The organism is Phytoactinopolyspora limicola, assembly GCF_011320225.1.
Lineage (GTDB): Bacteria > Actinomycetota > Actinomycetes > Jiangellales > Jiangellaceae > Phytoactinopolyspora > Phytoactinopolyspora limicola.
Genome location: NZ_JAAOEN010000019.1, coordinates 61,256 through 75,282, shown reverse-complemented (window position 1 = coordinate 75,282; position 14,027 = coordinate 61,256). Strand labels below are relative to the sequence as shown.

Sequence of the window (14,027 nt, the reverse complement as noted above, 5' to 3'; positions counted from 1 at the left end):
GGCCGCAACGCACCGTCGGCCGCCGTCCACACGTCGAGGCGACCCGCAAGATGGGCTGACAGCATCGGCACCTCCGAGCGCGAGACGTGGACGGAGTCCGTGCCCGGCATGTTGCTCGTCGTACCACAGGACAGCCTCTTCGAGTTCCGCCGCCGCCCCGGGCTCGATCCGAATGTGACGGTTCAACGCTCGGTGAGTCGTTCAACCAGCCGGGCACGGACATCCGTCCACGTCTCGCCCTCGGAGGTTCCAGCCATCACACGCCTGCCGCGACGTTCGATCTCGCGACCCCAGGCCTCTTCGAACTCCCGTTTATCAGCCTCCGGTCGATCATGCAGGCTGGCCAAGAGTTCCGCGGCGACGTCAGCCCGACCATGTGCGGGCAGAGCCAGCGCTGCCTGGAGCACGTCCTGAGCCTGACGAGTCATCGGAATCCCCCACTGGACCGCGTCTCCGCCGCTCACGTACCTCATCTTGGATGAGAAACCAAGCGGCCGAATCGCTCGGCGACTGGCACCCGACTCATAGCGACAGATCCAAGATCTGTACGCGGTATGTGAAGGGTGAAACACCCGCCTCCCCAGAGGCCGTGCGCATACACCTGGACAACTCCGCAGGCCGCTTCGTGCATGTCGCCGTACTGCGGCATGATTGCTGTGGTCTAACGGACTCAGCCTGCCCCGACGTGGCCATCACCATCGGCGTGTCGCCCCAGCGCGGGCACCAGTTAGCTTTGGCAATCAGTGACCGCCCGACCATCAGCTTCGACAACGGTCAATGCGGCATGACGACGCGATGACCGGACTGCTTGGCCGCCTCGGCCATACGTTCGTCGTATGTGACGAGCGCGCCGAGATCCTCGCCTAGCTGGAAAGCTGTGGCCAAATGAATCGCGTCCAGAGATCGCACCTCATCTGGCCGCAGCGTCGCCGCATCCTCAAGAATCCCGTTACTGATACGGACGACATCGATCCGGCTCAGCACCTTGCGCCCAGCTGCCACCGCCTTCTCCCCAGCGGGCAGCAACGCCCGCACCACCTCGGTGCGGGCCAATGCGCTGGAGACCAGCGGCCGACGTCGCCGCAAGTACTGCCGCAGCGCCGCAGACTCAGCCTCCCGCACCACAAGCTTGATGATGGCAGACGAGTCCAGATAAATCGCAGCCATCAGCGCTCATCACGACGCAACCGCGCTAGAGCTTGCGAGGCGGACTCAACACCAGCGGACACAACCATGGGTTCGGGCAGATCGTCAAAGTCCTCGGTTGCGGGCTCGATCTCGCCGGCAGCACGCATCCGCTCCAGCGGACTCCCTTGTGGCGTGGGAGTCAGCAACGCCACAGGACGACCACGATCGGTGATCTCGATCGTCTCGCCCTCTCCAACCAGGCGCAGTAACTCACTAGCTCGCTGACGCAGCTCACGCACACCAACCGATGTCATGTGCTATTTGTAGCACATTAATACGCCGTGTTGCTACTTCCATCTCCAACAACAATTCCCGATGGCTTAGTGGCACGTCGGTGGCACGACCCGAAAGCGTTCTGCCGAGTGTGGCCGTGACCTGGATAGTCCATGGGTGGACCTCCGTGGGTGCTTCTCAAACCCCCGGAAGCCGCTCCGTGCGCTGATTTCGCACGTTATCAAGGGGTCGCGGGCTCGTCGGCCGCGTGTCCAGCGTCCTCGGCTCGGCGACGTGCGCGGTCCGGTGGCGGAAAATTCGCTTCGCCCTCAAACCCGTTTGAGCGCCTCGAATCGGGCTGAGCTGCTCGCAGGCTACGCCGCTGGGGTGCCGGTTCGGGAGCTGGCGACACGCTTCGACGTGCATCGCGGGGCCGTGTGGGAGGTCGCGCGCCGGGCAGGTCTGGAGCTACGTCGACCGGAACTCTCCGAAGCGACCCGTGCGGAGGCGGCACGCCTGTACGGAGAGGGGCTGACGCTTGCTGGGGTGGCTGCGCAGCTTGGGATCAGCGATGACTCGGTTCGTGCGGCGGTGATCGCGTACGGGGGCACGGTCCGTCCGGCAGGGCGCCGCCGCGTCCACGCCTGATGGCGTGGAATCGAGTGCTCACCTTCTCGTTGACGACGGGAGGAGACGGGCATGCACACGATCACGTCGCTGGCCACGGACGATCGACGCGCGAGGATGGTTCTGGCGTGTATGACCGAGCCAGGCGATGCCGTCACGGGGCGTCTGGTCAGGAAGCTCGGGGCTGTCGAGACGGTCGGCCTGGTGGGCTCCCAGGGCACGGTGGCGGGGATGAGCCGGGTCGAGGCGGGGCTGTGGCGCATGCGCCTGGGCGAGCGTGCGGACGCCTCGCTGATCCGTTCCACAGTCCGGGCGGCCGAAACGCGGGGACTCGTTGTCCTGATCCCACGCGACAAGGCCTGGCCCGCAGGGTTCGCTGTGCTGCGCGACCGCGCTCCGTTGGCGCTGTGGACGCGCGGCGTCGCCAGCTTGTTGACGACCTCGTTGCCGGGGCTGGTCACGATAACCGGTGCTCGCGCGGCAACAGCCTACGGTGCACACGTGGCCCGCCGCAGCATCGCCAGCAACCTGACGCATTCCCTCCACTCCCCGCCTTTGACTGGATGAACAGAGGGCTGCGTCGGGCACTAGAGATTCTTCTTCATCCATTCGGTCACCTCCGAAGAGATGCCGTAGGTGGCCCAGAACGCACCAGTGACCGTCACCACAACGACGTCGTCATTCGTGTCGATGTGCTTCTGGACACCATCTCGGAGTTGTCCGGCTGTCAGCGATGTCTTGACGAAGAAGCTGCTCTTGAGCGGCTTGGCCCAACTCTGATGAGACTTCAGGTATTCGATGAGCCTCGTGTAGTCCTGTCCCGTCTTGTTGAGGTCGTAGTTGACCCAGTGAACTGGCATGTCGTCCTCCTGCTGTACCGAAGTCGGTTCTGCATTGCACCCCCGCTATGGGCAAGGGGATGGCCGACGACGCCAAGGCGCCGCCGGCCGCGGGATCACTTCTCGTTGCGGACGCCCTTGTGCTGGTTGGGGCTGCCGTTGAGGATGCGGCCCGTGCCGGTGTCGCGCTTGAACCACGTCGTGCCGCGCTTGAACTCGCTACTGTTCTTGACGGCACCGACGCGCTGTCCTCGTCCCGTGTTCTTAGCCATCTCTCTCACCTCCATCCCGACAGCCCAGGTCCGTTCTGCGGGGGCTCTCACTGGGTAGTCGAGATAGGGGCGTTCGGAGTTAGGGTCAGGAGCGACAGTCCACGCAGAGGCCGTCGGTGACCAGGTGTGGCTGTAACTGGAGGAAGCACTGGGTACAGGTCACTGGCCGGTTGGCGTCTCGCTCGCACCGGCAATCGTCGCAACGAGGGCAGAACGGTTGTCGACAGTCTGAGCACGGGTACCCTCGCCGTTCGAAGGTGGTTCCGCAGCACGACCCCGTGAGCAGCGGGCGGGTGTCGAAGTCGCGCTGGATGGGAGCGTGGAACCGTTCGATGTTCCAGAGGTCTGAGTCGCAGAACACGGCGATGACGCGCTTGTCGTCGCCTACGGCGTCGACGTAGAAGTCTGCTCGTGTGTTCCAGGGCGTTCGCCAACTCAGGCGTCGAGCGGTCGATGCTCCCGGTTCGATGCGGAGCAGCGGGTGCCCGTCGGTGAGTTGCTGGTCGCGCCAGGGGAACACAGAGGGCCAGCCTTGTTCGGGGTCGGGCTTGACGCTGGCGTGCGTCAGATGCTCAATGACGAGCTTGCCGACGCACCGGAATGCTCGTCCTCGACGAGGACGCGAATCACGCGTAGGTAGTCAGGTCGTCATGTCGGACTGCCGATCCACCGCGACATCAACTGCAATGGCGCCCGCGCTCGACGAATGGTCCGACGACGCCCTGGGTGGCCGCGTCGGCAAGCGCCAGTCCCTCGGCCAAGCCCACGTCGTACGCGGAGTATTCGCCGGAGCCGGCGGCCGTCGTCGCCGTCAGCGTGATCAGCCCGCGCCTGCGCTCGAACATCGATTCGCGGATCACCCAGCCGATGACGCCGGTTCGTTGCAGCGCCACCGTGGTGCGCGCCGGCGATCCACTGCGCACGACGAGATATCCGCCGACGATCCCGTGGCCCAGGTTCCGGTAGGCATCCACCGCGACCAGCATGGCCAGCGGCAGCATCGTCACCATCCAGATCCATGCCACGTACAGCGGCATCTCGGCCAGCGCGACGCCGAGGATCACCAAAGCGACCGCAACCGTCAGCACGAACACCACAGCCCGCACCAGCCGGCGGTCGCGCGCCGCACGCGAATGTCCGCGCAAGTACAACGGATCGGTCGGCAACGCCGGATCCCGCAGCACGAGTCCTGCCACCTGATGCGCCAGGGCGCGTGGCGCCGGAGGCAGCACCGTCTGGTGATCGCTCTCCTCGTCATCGACTTGCTGGACGAGCCCGGTCTCCACGGCATCCACTCGGGCCGCCCGCAGTATCCGGTGCCCCAGTGACTCGGTGACCTCGACGCCGCGCAGCCGTGATTCCTCCAAGGAAACCGAGAACGACGTCAGCAGACCACGTCGGATCCGGAGCACGCCGCGTGATTCACGCTCCAGCCGGAAGTTCCACCAGGTCATGACATACACGAGCAGCGCACCGGCCGATCCGGCGATGGAACCGACCCCGATCACCAGGAGTATGGCGACGGCGAGCGGCAGGCTGCTCAATAGCTCGAAGGCCCATGCCATGGCGTCCGGCCGCAGACCGAAGAACTCGGCGGCGCTCAGGGCGCCGCCGAGCGCGCCGGCGCCCAGGAGGGCCGATTCGACGGACAGCGGCGCGAAACGGGCCCAGCGCGGATCGAGCTTGGCCAAGGTCTCCGACGTCGTTTCCGGCTCGGGCGTCGCCGACGGGCGCCCGAGCAGCACACGGCGCAACCGATCGGCTTCCGCCCTGGTCACCAACTCGAGCTCCACCGAGCTCTCGTCCGGGTCGGCCTGTTCTCCCGTACCGATCTCGACCTTGGCCAAGCCACAGATGCGCAGCATCAGCTCGGCAGTCAGATCCACGCTGCGGATCCGGTCCAGCGGTATCACCCGATGCCTGCGCACGAAGACCCCGCTGGATATCTCGAAGCGACCGCCGTGCACCCGATATCTCGTCTTCCACCAGCGCAAACAATCTCCACTGAACCCGGCGACGACGAGCAGCGCAGCAGGCGGGAGCCCCCACGCCAGCACCGTCTCAAGTGAGACAGGGAACACGAACGTGACAGTGGCCGCCGCAGGGACCCCGGCGACCGCGGCGAAGACGACCCACGTCAGCGTCATGACGACGATGGTCCGCGCCGCCAGCCGTCGCCAGTCGGCGCCGCCCTCGCCCGCGCTGTCAGATCTCACGAGGGTCGGCGCCAAGCGGGGATCCGAGCGTTGGTGACGGCCCGCAATACCCATTCGACCGGCCCATACTTGAACCGTCGCAGCCACCAATGGCTGCCGGCAAGCTGAACGGCGAAAGTCACCAGGGCGATGGCGATGACGCCCAGCGGCGGCACCCGGTCGACCAAGGCGAACCCGTAACCGGTGTAGATGAGCATGAACACGGCGGACTGCGCGATGTAATTCGTCGCCGCCATCCGCCCGGCCGGAGCCAGTGCGGCCACAAGACGAGCGCCTGCCCTGCCCTGGGCCAACCGGATGATCGTGGCCGCATAGAAGAAGGTGATCAGCGGATTCGTGACGGTCGTGATCGCGTCGGCGTAACCGGGCAGGTCGCCGTCGCCCAAGCCCACGACGATCGTCCAGACCACGACCGGGCCGCCGATCAGCAACCCGATCCATTGCAGCCGCGCCGACCACGCGGAAAGGACCGGAGAGTTCATGAAGCGGATCTTCCCGGCAGCCATCCCGAGCAGGAACATACCCAGCGCCGACGGTCCCTGGCCGCTCCAGATGACCCCCATGAAGTCGGGGGCGACGGTGAGCTGCGCGGCCAACGTGTCCATCGGCCCGCCGGTGAATGCCTCGTGGACCCACGAGAAATCGAGGAAGGCCAGGCTGTCGTCCGAGCCGCCTGGCGCGTGCACATTGGCGGCCTTGTCCTCATCGTCCGGCAGCAGATGCAATGCCGCGGGAGCCAGCAGTATGCCGACGCCGGCGATGAACGCGGTGATGGGGCGGATGTTGCGCAGGACGATCAGGATCAGGCAGAGCCCCGCATACAGGGTGAGGATGTCGCCGAACCACAGGAACGCCGCGTGCAGCAGACCGATGACGAACAAGGCGGCACATCGGCGCAGCAAGCGCGGCACCGCCCGCGCACCGGCCCGGGCGGCGGCGTCGAGCTGCAGCGTGAACGAGTACCCGAACAGGAACGAGAACAGCAGGAAGAACTTGCCGAGAAACAGGGCGTCGACCACCACCCCCACGGCGTTGTCGACCGCGCCGTCGAACAGCAGCGATGCACCATCGTCACCGCTGACGGTCAACAGGGTCGAGACCACGATGACGTTGGTGATGAGGATGCCGAACAGCGCGAATCCCCGGATCGCATCAAGCTCGCCGATGCGTCGTCCGGGGTTCACGACTGGTTGGGCCGACGCCGAAGTTGCTCTCATACATCGACCGTAAGCCCGTGACCTGCGACAATACCTCCACCGCTGGGACGATCGAGAACGCGGCGAGCTAGGAGCTCACTCCTACTGCCGTGGTACCCGGGACGGATCCGGCATCATGCATGCGCACGCCAGGATGGTTGGCTCGGACGTTCACCTCCGCGAGGCTGACCGTGCGATGGATCCGGCGCTGCCTCGTCTCCGGCCGCTTCGCCTTCGCTATCCACTCCAGGATCAGGCGCCTCGAGGACGGCGGAAAGCTCTGAAAATTCGTGCGCGCGGCTTCGTTCCGGTCGAACAGCTCCTGCATGTCAGCAGGTATGGCCAAGATCTCCGCGTCACTGACCATCTGCCACGTGCCGTTGGCCTTGGCCAGGTCGATCTGTGCCTGGCCATGCTCGGTCATCAAGCCGAGCTCGGTCATCTTCGCGGCGCGTTGCCGGTTCACTCGGCTCCACGTGCTGCGCGGGCGGCGCGGGGTGAACCGGAGCTGCGAGCTGTCCGAATCGCGAGTGCGGTGCACGCCGTCGATCCACCCGAAGCACAACGCGTGTTCGATCGCCTCGTGATAACGAAGGCTCGGTATGCCGCTGTCCTTGTGGTGGATGACCAGCCACACCTCCTTCTCGGTCTGGCAGTTCTGCGCCAGCCAGGCGCGCCACTCGGCGGGTGTATGTGCGACGACGGTGTTCATGTCACGCTCCCGTCCGCGATGCCAGCATGTCCAGGTAGTGCTGGTTGTACATGACGCCGAGGATGTTCCCGAACGGATCGACCACGGAGGCGGTGATGAATCCCGGCCCGCGCTCGATCGGTTCCTGATGCACCGTGGCACCCATGGCGAGCAGTCGTTCGAAGCTGGCCTGGACATCGTCCACCGCCCAGTAGGTCAGTGCACCGCCGGGCTGGCCCGACAGCTCGTGCGGTGCGTAATTGCTGTGGAGGAGGCCGAACTCATGCTGGTAGTCACCGATGCGGAACTCGACGTAGGCCGGGTCACCTTCGACGGGGCGCACGAAATACGGCTCGACGCCGAAAAGCCGGGTGTACCAGTCTTTCGCGGCCGTGAGGTCGTCGGCAAAGAAGTTCGTAGTGGTGAGTCCTCGCAACATGGTGTTCCCTTTTCGTCGGGGCGGGGATGCCGCCTTCTTTCTGTATGACTCCATCATTCGCCTTAAAGTGCTCACCAACTGAGCACTTTGTTTGGCAAACTTGAACTCATGCGTGGGGATCGGCTCGTGGCGGCCCTGTTACTGATGCAGTCACGGGGTCAGGTGACGGCATCTGAGCTGGCCAGCGAGCTGGAGGTGTCCGTAGCGACCGCCCGCCGGGACCTGGAGCGTTGTCCGCCGCCGGCGTTCCGGTCTACCCGCAGCCTGGCCGGGGTGGCGGCTGGTCGCTGGTCGGTGGTGCCCGCACCGACCTCAGCGGTCTGTCGTCGGTCGAGGCGCAGGCGCTGTTTCTGCTCGTCGGCCCGGCCGCGGCGGTCTCCGATGAGGCGAAGGCCGCCCTGCGCAAGCTCGTGCGAGCGCTGCCGCAGACCTTCCGGGTCGACGCCGAGGCTGCCGCCAGCGCTACCATGATCGACCCGACTCGGTGGGGCGAGCGTGATCGTGATCGGCCAGAGATGGTGAACGCGCTGCAAGCCGCTGTCATCCACCGTCGTCAGGGTTCTCTCGGGGCCGGATCCGGGCCGTGGCAGGGAGGATCCCGATGGAACTGGACCTGGTACACCGGTCACGCTGGAAGCCGCCAAGGTCCCGGTGATCTTCGAGGAGCACCACCCCATGAACATGGCAATCCCCAGGCGGCTGACGTCCCTGTACCCTCCGTCGTCGTCGCCGATCCGATCGATCACGGTCGGCCTGATCACGGTCGTACTGGTCGCTGTCGGACTGGTCGCGACCGTCTCGCCCGCCACGGCCGGTTCGACGCAGGGCGACGACGTCATCGCCGAGCTCGACGACCATGCCCATCCTTTGCGCTCCACCGAAGCGCCCGGCAGCCTCCGCGATCTGCGTCCACTCGGCGACATGATCGGCGACGCCGACGTCGTCGGACTGGGCGAGGCCACCCATGGAACCCGTGAATTCTTCACCATGAAGCACCGGGTCTTCCGTTATCTGGTGGAGGAGGAAGGATTCCGGGCGTTCTCGCAAGAAGTGCACCCGTCCGCAGGCCTGCGGATCAACGACTACGTACTCCACGGCACCGGAAATATTCGCCAGATCATGCGTGAGGAGTTCCAAGGCGGAACTCAGCTGTGGAACACCAAGGAGTACCTGGACCTGTTCGAATGGATGCGCGCGTACAACAAGCGGCATCCCGACGACCCCGTCCAGTATTCGGGCAACGACATCGACTACGCCGGTCCCGAGCTGTTCGACCGGGTGACAGAGTTCGTCCGCGAACAGCATCCCGAACAGCTCAGCACGATCACCGACCTGTACCACGGCCTGCGCCCCGCGACCACCATGGCCACCTGGCTGGACGCGTACCCGGGGCTGCCGCTGGCCGAACGGGAGGCCAACGCGGAGCGCGCCGAACGAGCACTGAATCTGCTGCGAGAGCAGGACGGCCCGGATTCGGCCGAGCGCGCAGTCGCCATCCAGCACGCGACGGAGATCACGCAGGTGGCGACCATATATGCGTTCGACCTCGACGACGAGGCCGAGGCCATCAAGGCGGTGCTGCACCGCGAGAACGCCATGGCGGAGAACGTGGTCTGGTGGAGGGAGCACACCGGAGACCGCATCTTGCTCTCGGCACACAACGGCCACGTCGCCTACGAGAGCGCTCGTGCCGAACTGCTGCCGGTCGTGCAGGGTGGCATTCTGCGCGATCTCCTGGGCGACGCTTACACCACCATTGGTTTCACCTTCGCCCAGGGCGCATTCAACGCCGAAAACGCCGAGGCCGAAGAAGGGGAAGACGTCTGGCAGGAGTTCTCGGTCGGACCCGCCGAAGAGGGCTCCAACGAACACGCACTCAGCCAGGTGCGGTACAAGAACTACCTGCTGGATACTCGCACCGTTCCAGCCACGGCCCACGGATGGCTGAGCGAGCCCAGGCCGACTTACTACATCGGCGGCCTCTACCCCATGCCGAACCCGGCGGACGAAATCGCCCTGGCCGACTTCTTCGACATCGTGATCCATCTGGATTCGGTGCGGGCGTCTCGAATGTTGCCGTCGCCCCCCACGGCTCCCGCGAGTTCTTCACCATGAAGCACGCGTCTTCCGCTACCTCGTGGAAGAGAAGGGCTTCCGTACGTTCTCTCTCGAAGCCGGCTGGAGTGCCGGGCTCCGCCTCAACGACCACGTCCTGCACGGCACCGGTGAACCCCAGCAGATCCTGGCCGAGGAGCTGGAACCGACACCGTGGTACGTCCAGGAATACGTCGACCTCGTCACCTGGATGCGGGCGCACAACAAACGCGACCCGGACGATCCCGTCCAGTTCATGGGCAACGACGTCGACTTCCTGAATCTCGGCGGCGCAGTCTTCGATCCGGTTTCCTCGTACGTCGCCCAGCACCACCCGGACCGGCTCGACGAACTCACCGAACTGTACGAACCGATCAACCCGATTGAGAACGGCTTCGAATACATCCAACGCCCGCTGAAAGAGCGAACGGCGGAACGCCGACGACGCCCGACGTGCCCTGGGGATCATCGAAGGCCTGGCCGGCCCGGACGAACGGGCACACGAGTGGGTGACCCAGCAGGCTCGCGTCATCGCTCAGACCGCCACCCCCACCCCGATCGAATACCCCAAGATCCAGGGTGAGTTTCTCCGCGAGCTCATCGGTGATCGTTTCGTCAATATCGGATTCACGTTCAACCAGGGCTCGTTCCTCTCCGTGGGCAAAGACGATGAACAGCAACGGTGGCAGGAATTCTCCGTCGACCCGGCTGCAGAAGGCACCAATGAACATGTCCTCGACCAGGTCCGTCTCATCCACCTCCACAGAGTTCAGGCGGCCACCCGGCTGCCGGCTTCAGACGGCGTCTGAGCACCAGCGATGAGGCCCGCTCATCCGCCGGGCGTCACCAACCCTGCCTCGTACGCCACGATCACCGCCTGGGCCCGGTCGCGGACGGCGAGCTTGCCGAACACGCTGGTCACATGGTTCTTGACGGTTGATTCAGAGATGCCGAAGGACTCGGAGATCTCGGTGTTGGACTTGCCACGCGCGATGAGCACCAGGATGTCCCGCTCGCGCGCGGTCAGTCCGGCTACCATGGGCGGCACCGTCGCCGGGCGTGGCCGGGCGGCCCGGATGAACGTGCCGATCAGCCGGGTCAGCAGCCGTGGAGCCACGGCCGCGTCGCCCCTGTGGACCACCCGGACCGCCTCGGTGAGCTCCTCCGGTGACACGTCCATCGGGAGAAACCCCGAGGCGCCCGCCCGCAGCGCCTCTGCCACGTACTCGTCGAGGTCGAAAGTGCTCAACGCCAGCACGCGTACAGCCGGCAGGGCCTCGATGATCCGCTTGGTGGCCTGGACGCCGTCCAGCCGAGGCATGTGGATGTCCATCAGGACGACGTCGGGCACCAGCGCTTCAGCCTCGGCGACGGCGGCCAGCCCGTCACTCGCCTCCCCGGCCACGACCATGTCGGGCTGTGCGTCGAGGATCATCCGGAAGCCGACGCGCACGAGCGAGTGGTCATCGACGATGAGCACCCGGATCCGGTCCGGCACAGCCGTCATCCGGTGCGGCCCTCCGTGAGTGGATCCACCCGGCCGGCGTGGTCCGGATCCGGCGGTGCTGCCGGCAGCGGTATCCGGGCAGCCACGATGAATCCCCCTTCGGGACGTGGACCGGCCATCAGTCGGCCCCCACACAGGGCGACCCGCTCGGCCATGCCGGTGAGGCCATAACCGCCGCCGTCCGTTCCAGCCTGCGGGTTCGGGCCGTCGTCGGCGACCTCGATCTCGATCGCATCCGGTTCGTAGTTCAACCGGACTCTCGCCCGCACCCGCCCAGCGTGCTTGCGGGTATTGGTCAATGCCTCCTGCGCAACGCGGTAGACGGCAAGATCCACCGCCGCGGGCAACGGACGCGGCTCACCCGTGACCTCCAGGGTCGCCGCAACGCCGGTCTCGGTGGTGAGCGCCACCAAGGATGGCAGCCCGGCCGTCCCCGACCCCGGGGTGGGCTCCGTGCCGTCAGGACCGTCGTCGGCGTCGTCGGCGTCGTCGGCACGCAGGACCGCGAGCAGCTGGCGCATCTCCGTCATGGCTTCCCGGCCGGTTCGCTCCCCGGCGCTCAGGGCCTCGGTCGCCTTGCCTGGATCGTCGATCATTGTCGTGCGAGCCGCACCGACCAGCACGTTCATCACGCTGATGTGGTGCGCCACGACGTCGTGCAGCTCGCGCGCGATCCGTCGTCGTTCGGCATGCACCGCAGCCTGCGCCGCCTGAGCGCGCCGCTGCTCGACCAATTCCGCGCGGGCCCGGATGAACTGACCGACCACGATCACCAGGAAGTTCACGGCGAACTCCAGGCCGATACTCCAGGACTCGGTCCGCACCATGGTGGCCGCGGCCAGGACCAGGATCGCACCAGCGCCCGCCGCCCAGCCCGTCGTGAGTGGCAGGTATCGCCCGGCGCTGTACAGCGCGACCAGGGTCACCGTGCTGACCAGACCGGTCTGCGGTCCGGCCGCCAGCCCCAGCCCGGCCTCGGCGGCCACGACGACGACAAGGACCGCCGTCGGCCGCTGACGACGCGCCGTCAGTGCTGCAGCCGCGATCACCAGGCCGGCGGCGGCCGCGAGAATCCGCGGCGCCGACACGTCGTCATGGGTGCGCACCAGGAGGTCGGCCGTGTCGACCGCCCAGGCTGCCACCGCGATGAGCACATCGGCGCGCCGGCCCCGAATTCTCACGGGCTGCCTTGGGCCTCTGCCACCCGGCGCATCCAATAACGGAACCAGCTCTGGCCATAACAGGCATAGATCCGCACCGAATGGCCCCGCTCGAGGAGTTGCACCGCGTCGTCGCGCCGGACGCCGTGCAGCATCTCTACCGTCGCGTTGTCCAAGACCCCGAGCAGCGCCTCCCGGATCACCGGATCGTGCGTGGCCAACGCGAGGCCGACGCCACCCGCGTGAATCTGATGGGCCAGCCGGACGTAGGCGATATCGGTCTGCTCACCCCACGGATACGCGACGTCGGGCGCCTCCAGATAGGCGCCCTTGACCAGCCGAATCGGGACCTGCGCCGCGATAAGACGGTCGACATCGTTGGCGCTGCGTCGCAGGTTCGCCTGCACGGTGGCCAGGGCCGGTGCTCCTGCCTCGACCAGCGCAACCGTCAGGTCCATGATGTGCGGGGTGCGCCAGCTCTCCTCGGCGCTGATCTCCAGCCGGGCACCCGGAGGCAGAAGTTCGACGAGCTGCTCGACGTGGCGGCGGCACATGTCCAGACTGATGTCCAGTCCGAGATGGGACGGGACTATCTCCAGGTACACGTCCCCATTGATGTCGGCCACGGCGGACACGGCCTCGCGGTATCCGTCGACGACGGCGGCCGCGCCGAGCTCGTCCTCGACACCTTCACCGAACAGATCAAGGGTCACTCCGAAGCCGACCTCGATGAGGTGCCGGACGGTTTCGAGGGCCTCGTCCAGAGTGATCCCGGCGACGTAGCGCTTGGCGGCACGGTAGGCAAGGTCCTCGGTGAACCGGTTGGACCGGACGAGCGATTCGAACTGGGAGTTCGTTGCGAGACCGAAGAGGACCCGGCGCGGCAGCCCTGTGATCATAGGTCTGAAACTAGCAGGCCACAGCCGGTCAGCGCAGGTGGACGGCCGCCATCTAGGTGGGCTTGGGAAGCAGGGCGTCCATCATGCCGTCCATGTGGCGTTGCCATTGCTCCGGCTGCATGGCCAGCGTGTCCGGTGCGGCATGCGCCAGCTGGACATGGCCCAGGTAGACGCTGACCGCGTGCAGCGCCCGGTGCCTGGCTTCGTCGGCCGGCAGGCCCAGCTCTTCGAACAACGACGCGACGTAGCCGACGCGACGCTCGGTGACGCGCCGCATCACCGGCGCGACGAGCGGGTCGTCGGCCGTGGCCAGCAACGCGACCTCGATCCGATCATTCCGGCTGTAGCCGACGACGAACGTGAAGAGATTCTGAAGCCGCACCGCAGGATCGGGGTCCGCGTCGGTCAGGGCGATGATCCTTTCGGTGTGTTCGTGTTCCCACAGCTGCATCGCCGCCTCGATCAGCGCCTTCCGATTCTGGAAATGCCAGTAGAAGCTGCCCTTCGTCGTTCCGAGCTGGACGGCCAACGGCTCGACCGCCACTCCGGCCAGACCGCCTTCACCTATGGCGGCCAGTGCGGCTTGCGCCCAGTCTGTCGCGGAGAGGCGCCGCTGCGGCTCCGGAGCGCTCGTGCCGTCGCCCTGATGTTTCGATCCCACCTTCCGTACGGTACCGTATGGAAAC

Annotated in this window: 18 protein-coding genes and 1 pseudogene; 6 read left to right on the top strand and 13 right to left on the bottom strand. The window is 66.2% G+C overall.

Annotated features, from left to right (window positions below):
* Positions 1-182: 182 nt before the first annotated feature.
* The 3 genes from G8760_RS26030 to G8760_RS26020 form a co-directional block, all read right to left on the bottom strand.
* Positions 183-464, bottom strand: coding sequence for an addiction module protein (locus G8760_RS26030; RefSeq protein WP_166355758.1), 282 nt, complete (start codon positions 462-464; stop codon positions 183-185).
* 310 nt (positions 465-774) lie between these two features.
* A complete protein-coding gene (locus G8760_RS26025; protein WP_166355757.1) occupies positions 775-1,167 on the bottom strand; it encodes a type II toxin-antitoxin system VapC family toxin in 393 nt (130 codons plus the stop codon).
* A complete protein-coding gene (locus tag G8760_RS26020) occupies positions 1,167-1,442 on the bottom strand; it encodes a type II toxin-antitoxin system Phd/YefM family antitoxin (RefSeq protein ID WP_166355756.1) in 276 nt (91 codons plus the stop codon). The genes G8760_RS26025 and G8760_RS26020 overlap by 1 nt, the downstream gene beginning before the upstream one ends.
* A gap of 298 nt (positions 1,443-1,740) precedes the next feature.
* Here G8760_RS26020 and G8760_RS26015 point away from each other — a divergent pair, with 298 nt between their 5' ends.
* Both G8760_RS26015 and G8760_RS26010 read left to right on the top strand, forming a co-directional pair.
* Positions 1,741-2,049, top strand: a complete 309-nt coding sequence (locus G8760_RS26015) for a helix-turn-helix domain-containing protein (protein WP_166355755.1) — start codon at positions 1,741-1,743, stop codon at positions 2,047-2,049.
* Positions 2,050-2,100: 51 nt separating this feature from the next.
* On the top strand, positions 2,101-2,595 hold the full coding sequence (locus G8760_RS26010) for an LOG family protein (RefSeq protein ID WP_166355754.1): 495 nt from the start codon (positions 2,101-2,103) through the stop codon (positions 2,593-2,595).
* Positions 2,596-2,615: 20 nt separating this feature from the next.
* Here G8760_RS26010 and G8760_RS26005 read toward each other — a convergent pair whose 3' ends face one another.
* The 6 genes from G8760_RS26005 to G8760_RS25980 all read right to left on the bottom strand — a co-directional run bounded on the left by G8760_RS26005 (position 2,616) and on the right by G8760_RS25980 (position 7,681).
* Positions 2,616-2,888 (bottom strand): hypothetical protein, encoded by a 273-nt coding sequence (locus G8760_RS26005; protein ID WP_166355753.1) that lies wholly within the window; start codon positions 2,886-2,888, stop codon positions 2,616-2,618.
* A 95-nt stretch (positions 2,889-2,983) separates the two neighbouring features.
* A complete protein-coding gene (locus tag G8760_RS26000; protein WP_166355752.1) occupies positions 2,984-3,139 on the bottom strand; it encodes a hypothetical protein in 156 nt (51 codons plus the stop codon).
* 677 nt (positions 3,140-3,816) lie between these two features.
* Positions 3,817-5,355, bottom strand: a complete 1,539-nt coding sequence (locus G8760_RS25995) for a PH domain-containing protein (protein WP_207782739.1) — start codon at positions 5,353-5,355, stop codon at positions 3,817-3,819.
* The gene (locus G8760_RS25990; protein WP_166355750.1) at positions 5,352-6,572 is read right to left on the bottom strand and encodes a DUF418 domain-containing protein; all 1,221 of its coding nucleotides are present in this window, start codon (positions 6,570-6,572) and stop codon (positions 5,352-5,354) included. Before G8760_RS25990 ends, G8760_RS25995 begins: the two co-directional genes overlap by 4 nt.
* Before the next feature lie 67 nt (positions 6,573-6,639).
* The gene (locus G8760_RS25985; RefSeq protein WP_166355749.1) at positions 6,640-7,263 is read right to left on the bottom strand and encodes a YdeI/OmpD-associated family protein; all 624 of its coding nucleotides are present in this window, start codon (positions 7,261-7,263) and stop codon (positions 6,640-6,642) included.
* A gap of 1 nt (position 7,264) precedes the next feature.
* On the bottom strand, positions 7,265-7,681 hold the full coding sequence (locus tag G8760_RS25980; RefSeq protein ID WP_166355748.1) for a VOC family protein: 417 nt from the start codon (positions 7,679-7,681) through the stop codon (positions 7,265-7,267).
* Positions 7,682-7,789: 108 nt separating this feature from the next.
* On the opposite strand from G8760_RS25980, the pseudogene G8760_RS31010 reads away from it, so the two are divergent.
* From G8760_RS31010 to G8760_RS31005, 4 genes and pseudogenes are all read left to right on the top strand, one after another.
* Positions 7,790-8,238 (top strand): annotated as a pseudogene (locus G8760_RS31010) (helix-turn-helix transcriptional regulator); the annotation flags it as partial.
* Positions 8,239-8,356: 118 nt separating this feature from the next.
* Positions 8,357-9,796 carry an erythromycin esterase family protein gene (locus G8760_RS25970; RefSeq protein ID WP_246222690.1) on the top strand — a complete coding sequence of 480 codons (1,440 nt, stop codon included), beginning with the start codon at positions 8,357-8,359 and terminating at the stop codon, positions 9,794-9,796.
* A gap of 22 nt (positions 9,797-9,818) precedes the next feature.
* Positions 9,819-10,358, top strand: a complete 540-nt coding sequence (locus G8760_RS30035; protein ID WP_207782738.1) for an erythromycin esterase family protein — start codon at positions 9,819-9,821, stop codon at positions 10,356-10,358.
* On the top strand, positions 10,285-10,584 hold the full coding sequence (locus G8760_RS31005; RefSeq protein ID WP_207782737.1) for an erythromycin esterase family protein: 300 nt from the start codon (positions 10,285-10,287) through the stop codon (positions 10,582-10,584). The genes G8760_RS30035 and G8760_RS31005 overlap by 74 nt, the downstream gene beginning before the upstream one ends.
* A gap of 20 nt (positions 10,585-10,604) precedes the next feature.
* On the opposite strand, the gene G8760_RS25960 is transcribed toward G8760_RS31005, so the two are convergent.
* The 4 genes from G8760_RS25960 to G8760_RS25945 are packed head-to-tail and all read right to left on the bottom strand — an operon-like array spanning position 10,605 to position 14,002.
* Positions 10,605-11,282, bottom strand: a complete 678-nt coding sequence (locus tag G8760_RS25960; RefSeq protein WP_166355746.1) for a response regulator — start codon at positions 11,280-11,282, stop codon at positions 10,605-10,607.
* A complete protein-coding gene (locus G8760_RS25955) occupies positions 11,279-12,463 on the bottom strand; it encodes a sensor histidine kinase (RefSeq protein ID WP_166355745.1) in 1,185 nt (394 codons plus the stop codon). Before G8760_RS25955 ends, G8760_RS25960 begins: the two co-directional genes overlap by 4 nt.
* Complete coding sequence (locus tag G8760_RS25950) at positions 12,460-13,341, bottom strand: proline dehydrogenase family protein (RefSeq protein WP_166355744.1); 882 nt, start codon at positions 13,339-13,341, stop codon at positions 12,460-12,462. The genes G8760_RS25955 and G8760_RS25950 overlap by 4 nt, the downstream gene beginning before the upstream one ends.
* Positions 13,342-13,393: 52 nt before the next feature.
* On the bottom strand, positions 13,394-14,002 hold the full coding sequence (locus G8760_RS25945; protein WP_166355743.1) for a TetR/AcrR family transcriptional regulator: 609 nt from the start codon (positions 14,000-14,002) through the stop codon (positions 13,394-13,396).
* Positions 14,003-14,027: the final 25 nt, after the last annotated feature.

What these genes read in the sequence shown, in the direction of transcription:
- G8760_RS26020 (WP_166355756.1), bottom strand. Translation starts at nt 1,442, where the DNA reads ATGACATCGGTTGGTGTGCGTGAGCTGCGTCAGCGAGCTAGTGAGTTA.
- G8760_RS25980 (WP_166355748.1), bottom strand. Translation starts at nt 7,681, where the DNA reads ATGTTGCGAGGACTCACCACTACGAACTTCTTTGCCGACGACCTCACG.
- G8760_RS25950 (WP_166355744.1), bottom strand. Translation starts at nt 13,341, where the DNA reads ATGATCACAGGGCTGCCGCGCCGGGTCCTCTTCGGTCTCGCAACGAAC.
- G8760_RS26005 (WP_166355753.1), bottom strand. Translation starts at nt 2,888, where the DNA reads ATGCCAGTTCACTGGGTCAACTACGACCTCAACAAGACGGGACAGGAC.
- G8760_RS25960 (WP_166355746.1), bottom strand. Translation starts at nt 11,282, where the DNA reads ATGACGGCTGTGCCGGACCGGATCCGGGTGCTCATCGTCGATGACCAC.
- G8760_RS26025 (WP_166355757.1), bottom strand. Translation starts at nt 1,167, where the DNA reads ATGGCTGCGATTTATCTGGACTCGTCTGCCATCATCAAGCTTGTGGTG.
- G8760_RS25970 (WP_246222690.1), top strand. Translation starts at nt 8,357, where the DNA reads ATGAACATGGCAATCCCCAGGCGGCTGACGTCCCTGTACCCTCCGTCG.
- G8760_RS26000 (WP_166355752.1), bottom strand. Translation starts at nt 3,139, where the DNA reads ATGGCTAAGAACACGGGACGAGGACAGCGCGTCGGTGCCGTCAAGAAC.
- G8760_RS26010 (WP_166355754.1), top strand. Translation starts at nt 2,101, where the DNA reads ATGCACACGATCACGTCGCTGGCCACGGACGATCGACGCGCGAGGATG.
- G8760_RS25985 (WP_166355749.1), bottom strand. Translation starts at nt 7,263, where the DNA reads ATGAACACCGTCGTCGCACATACACCCGCCGAGTGGCGCGCCTGGCTG.
- G8760_RS25990 (WP_166355750.1), bottom strand. Translation starts at nt 6,572, where the DNA reads ATGAGAGCAACTTCGGCGTCGGCCCAACCAGTCGTGAACCCCGGACGA.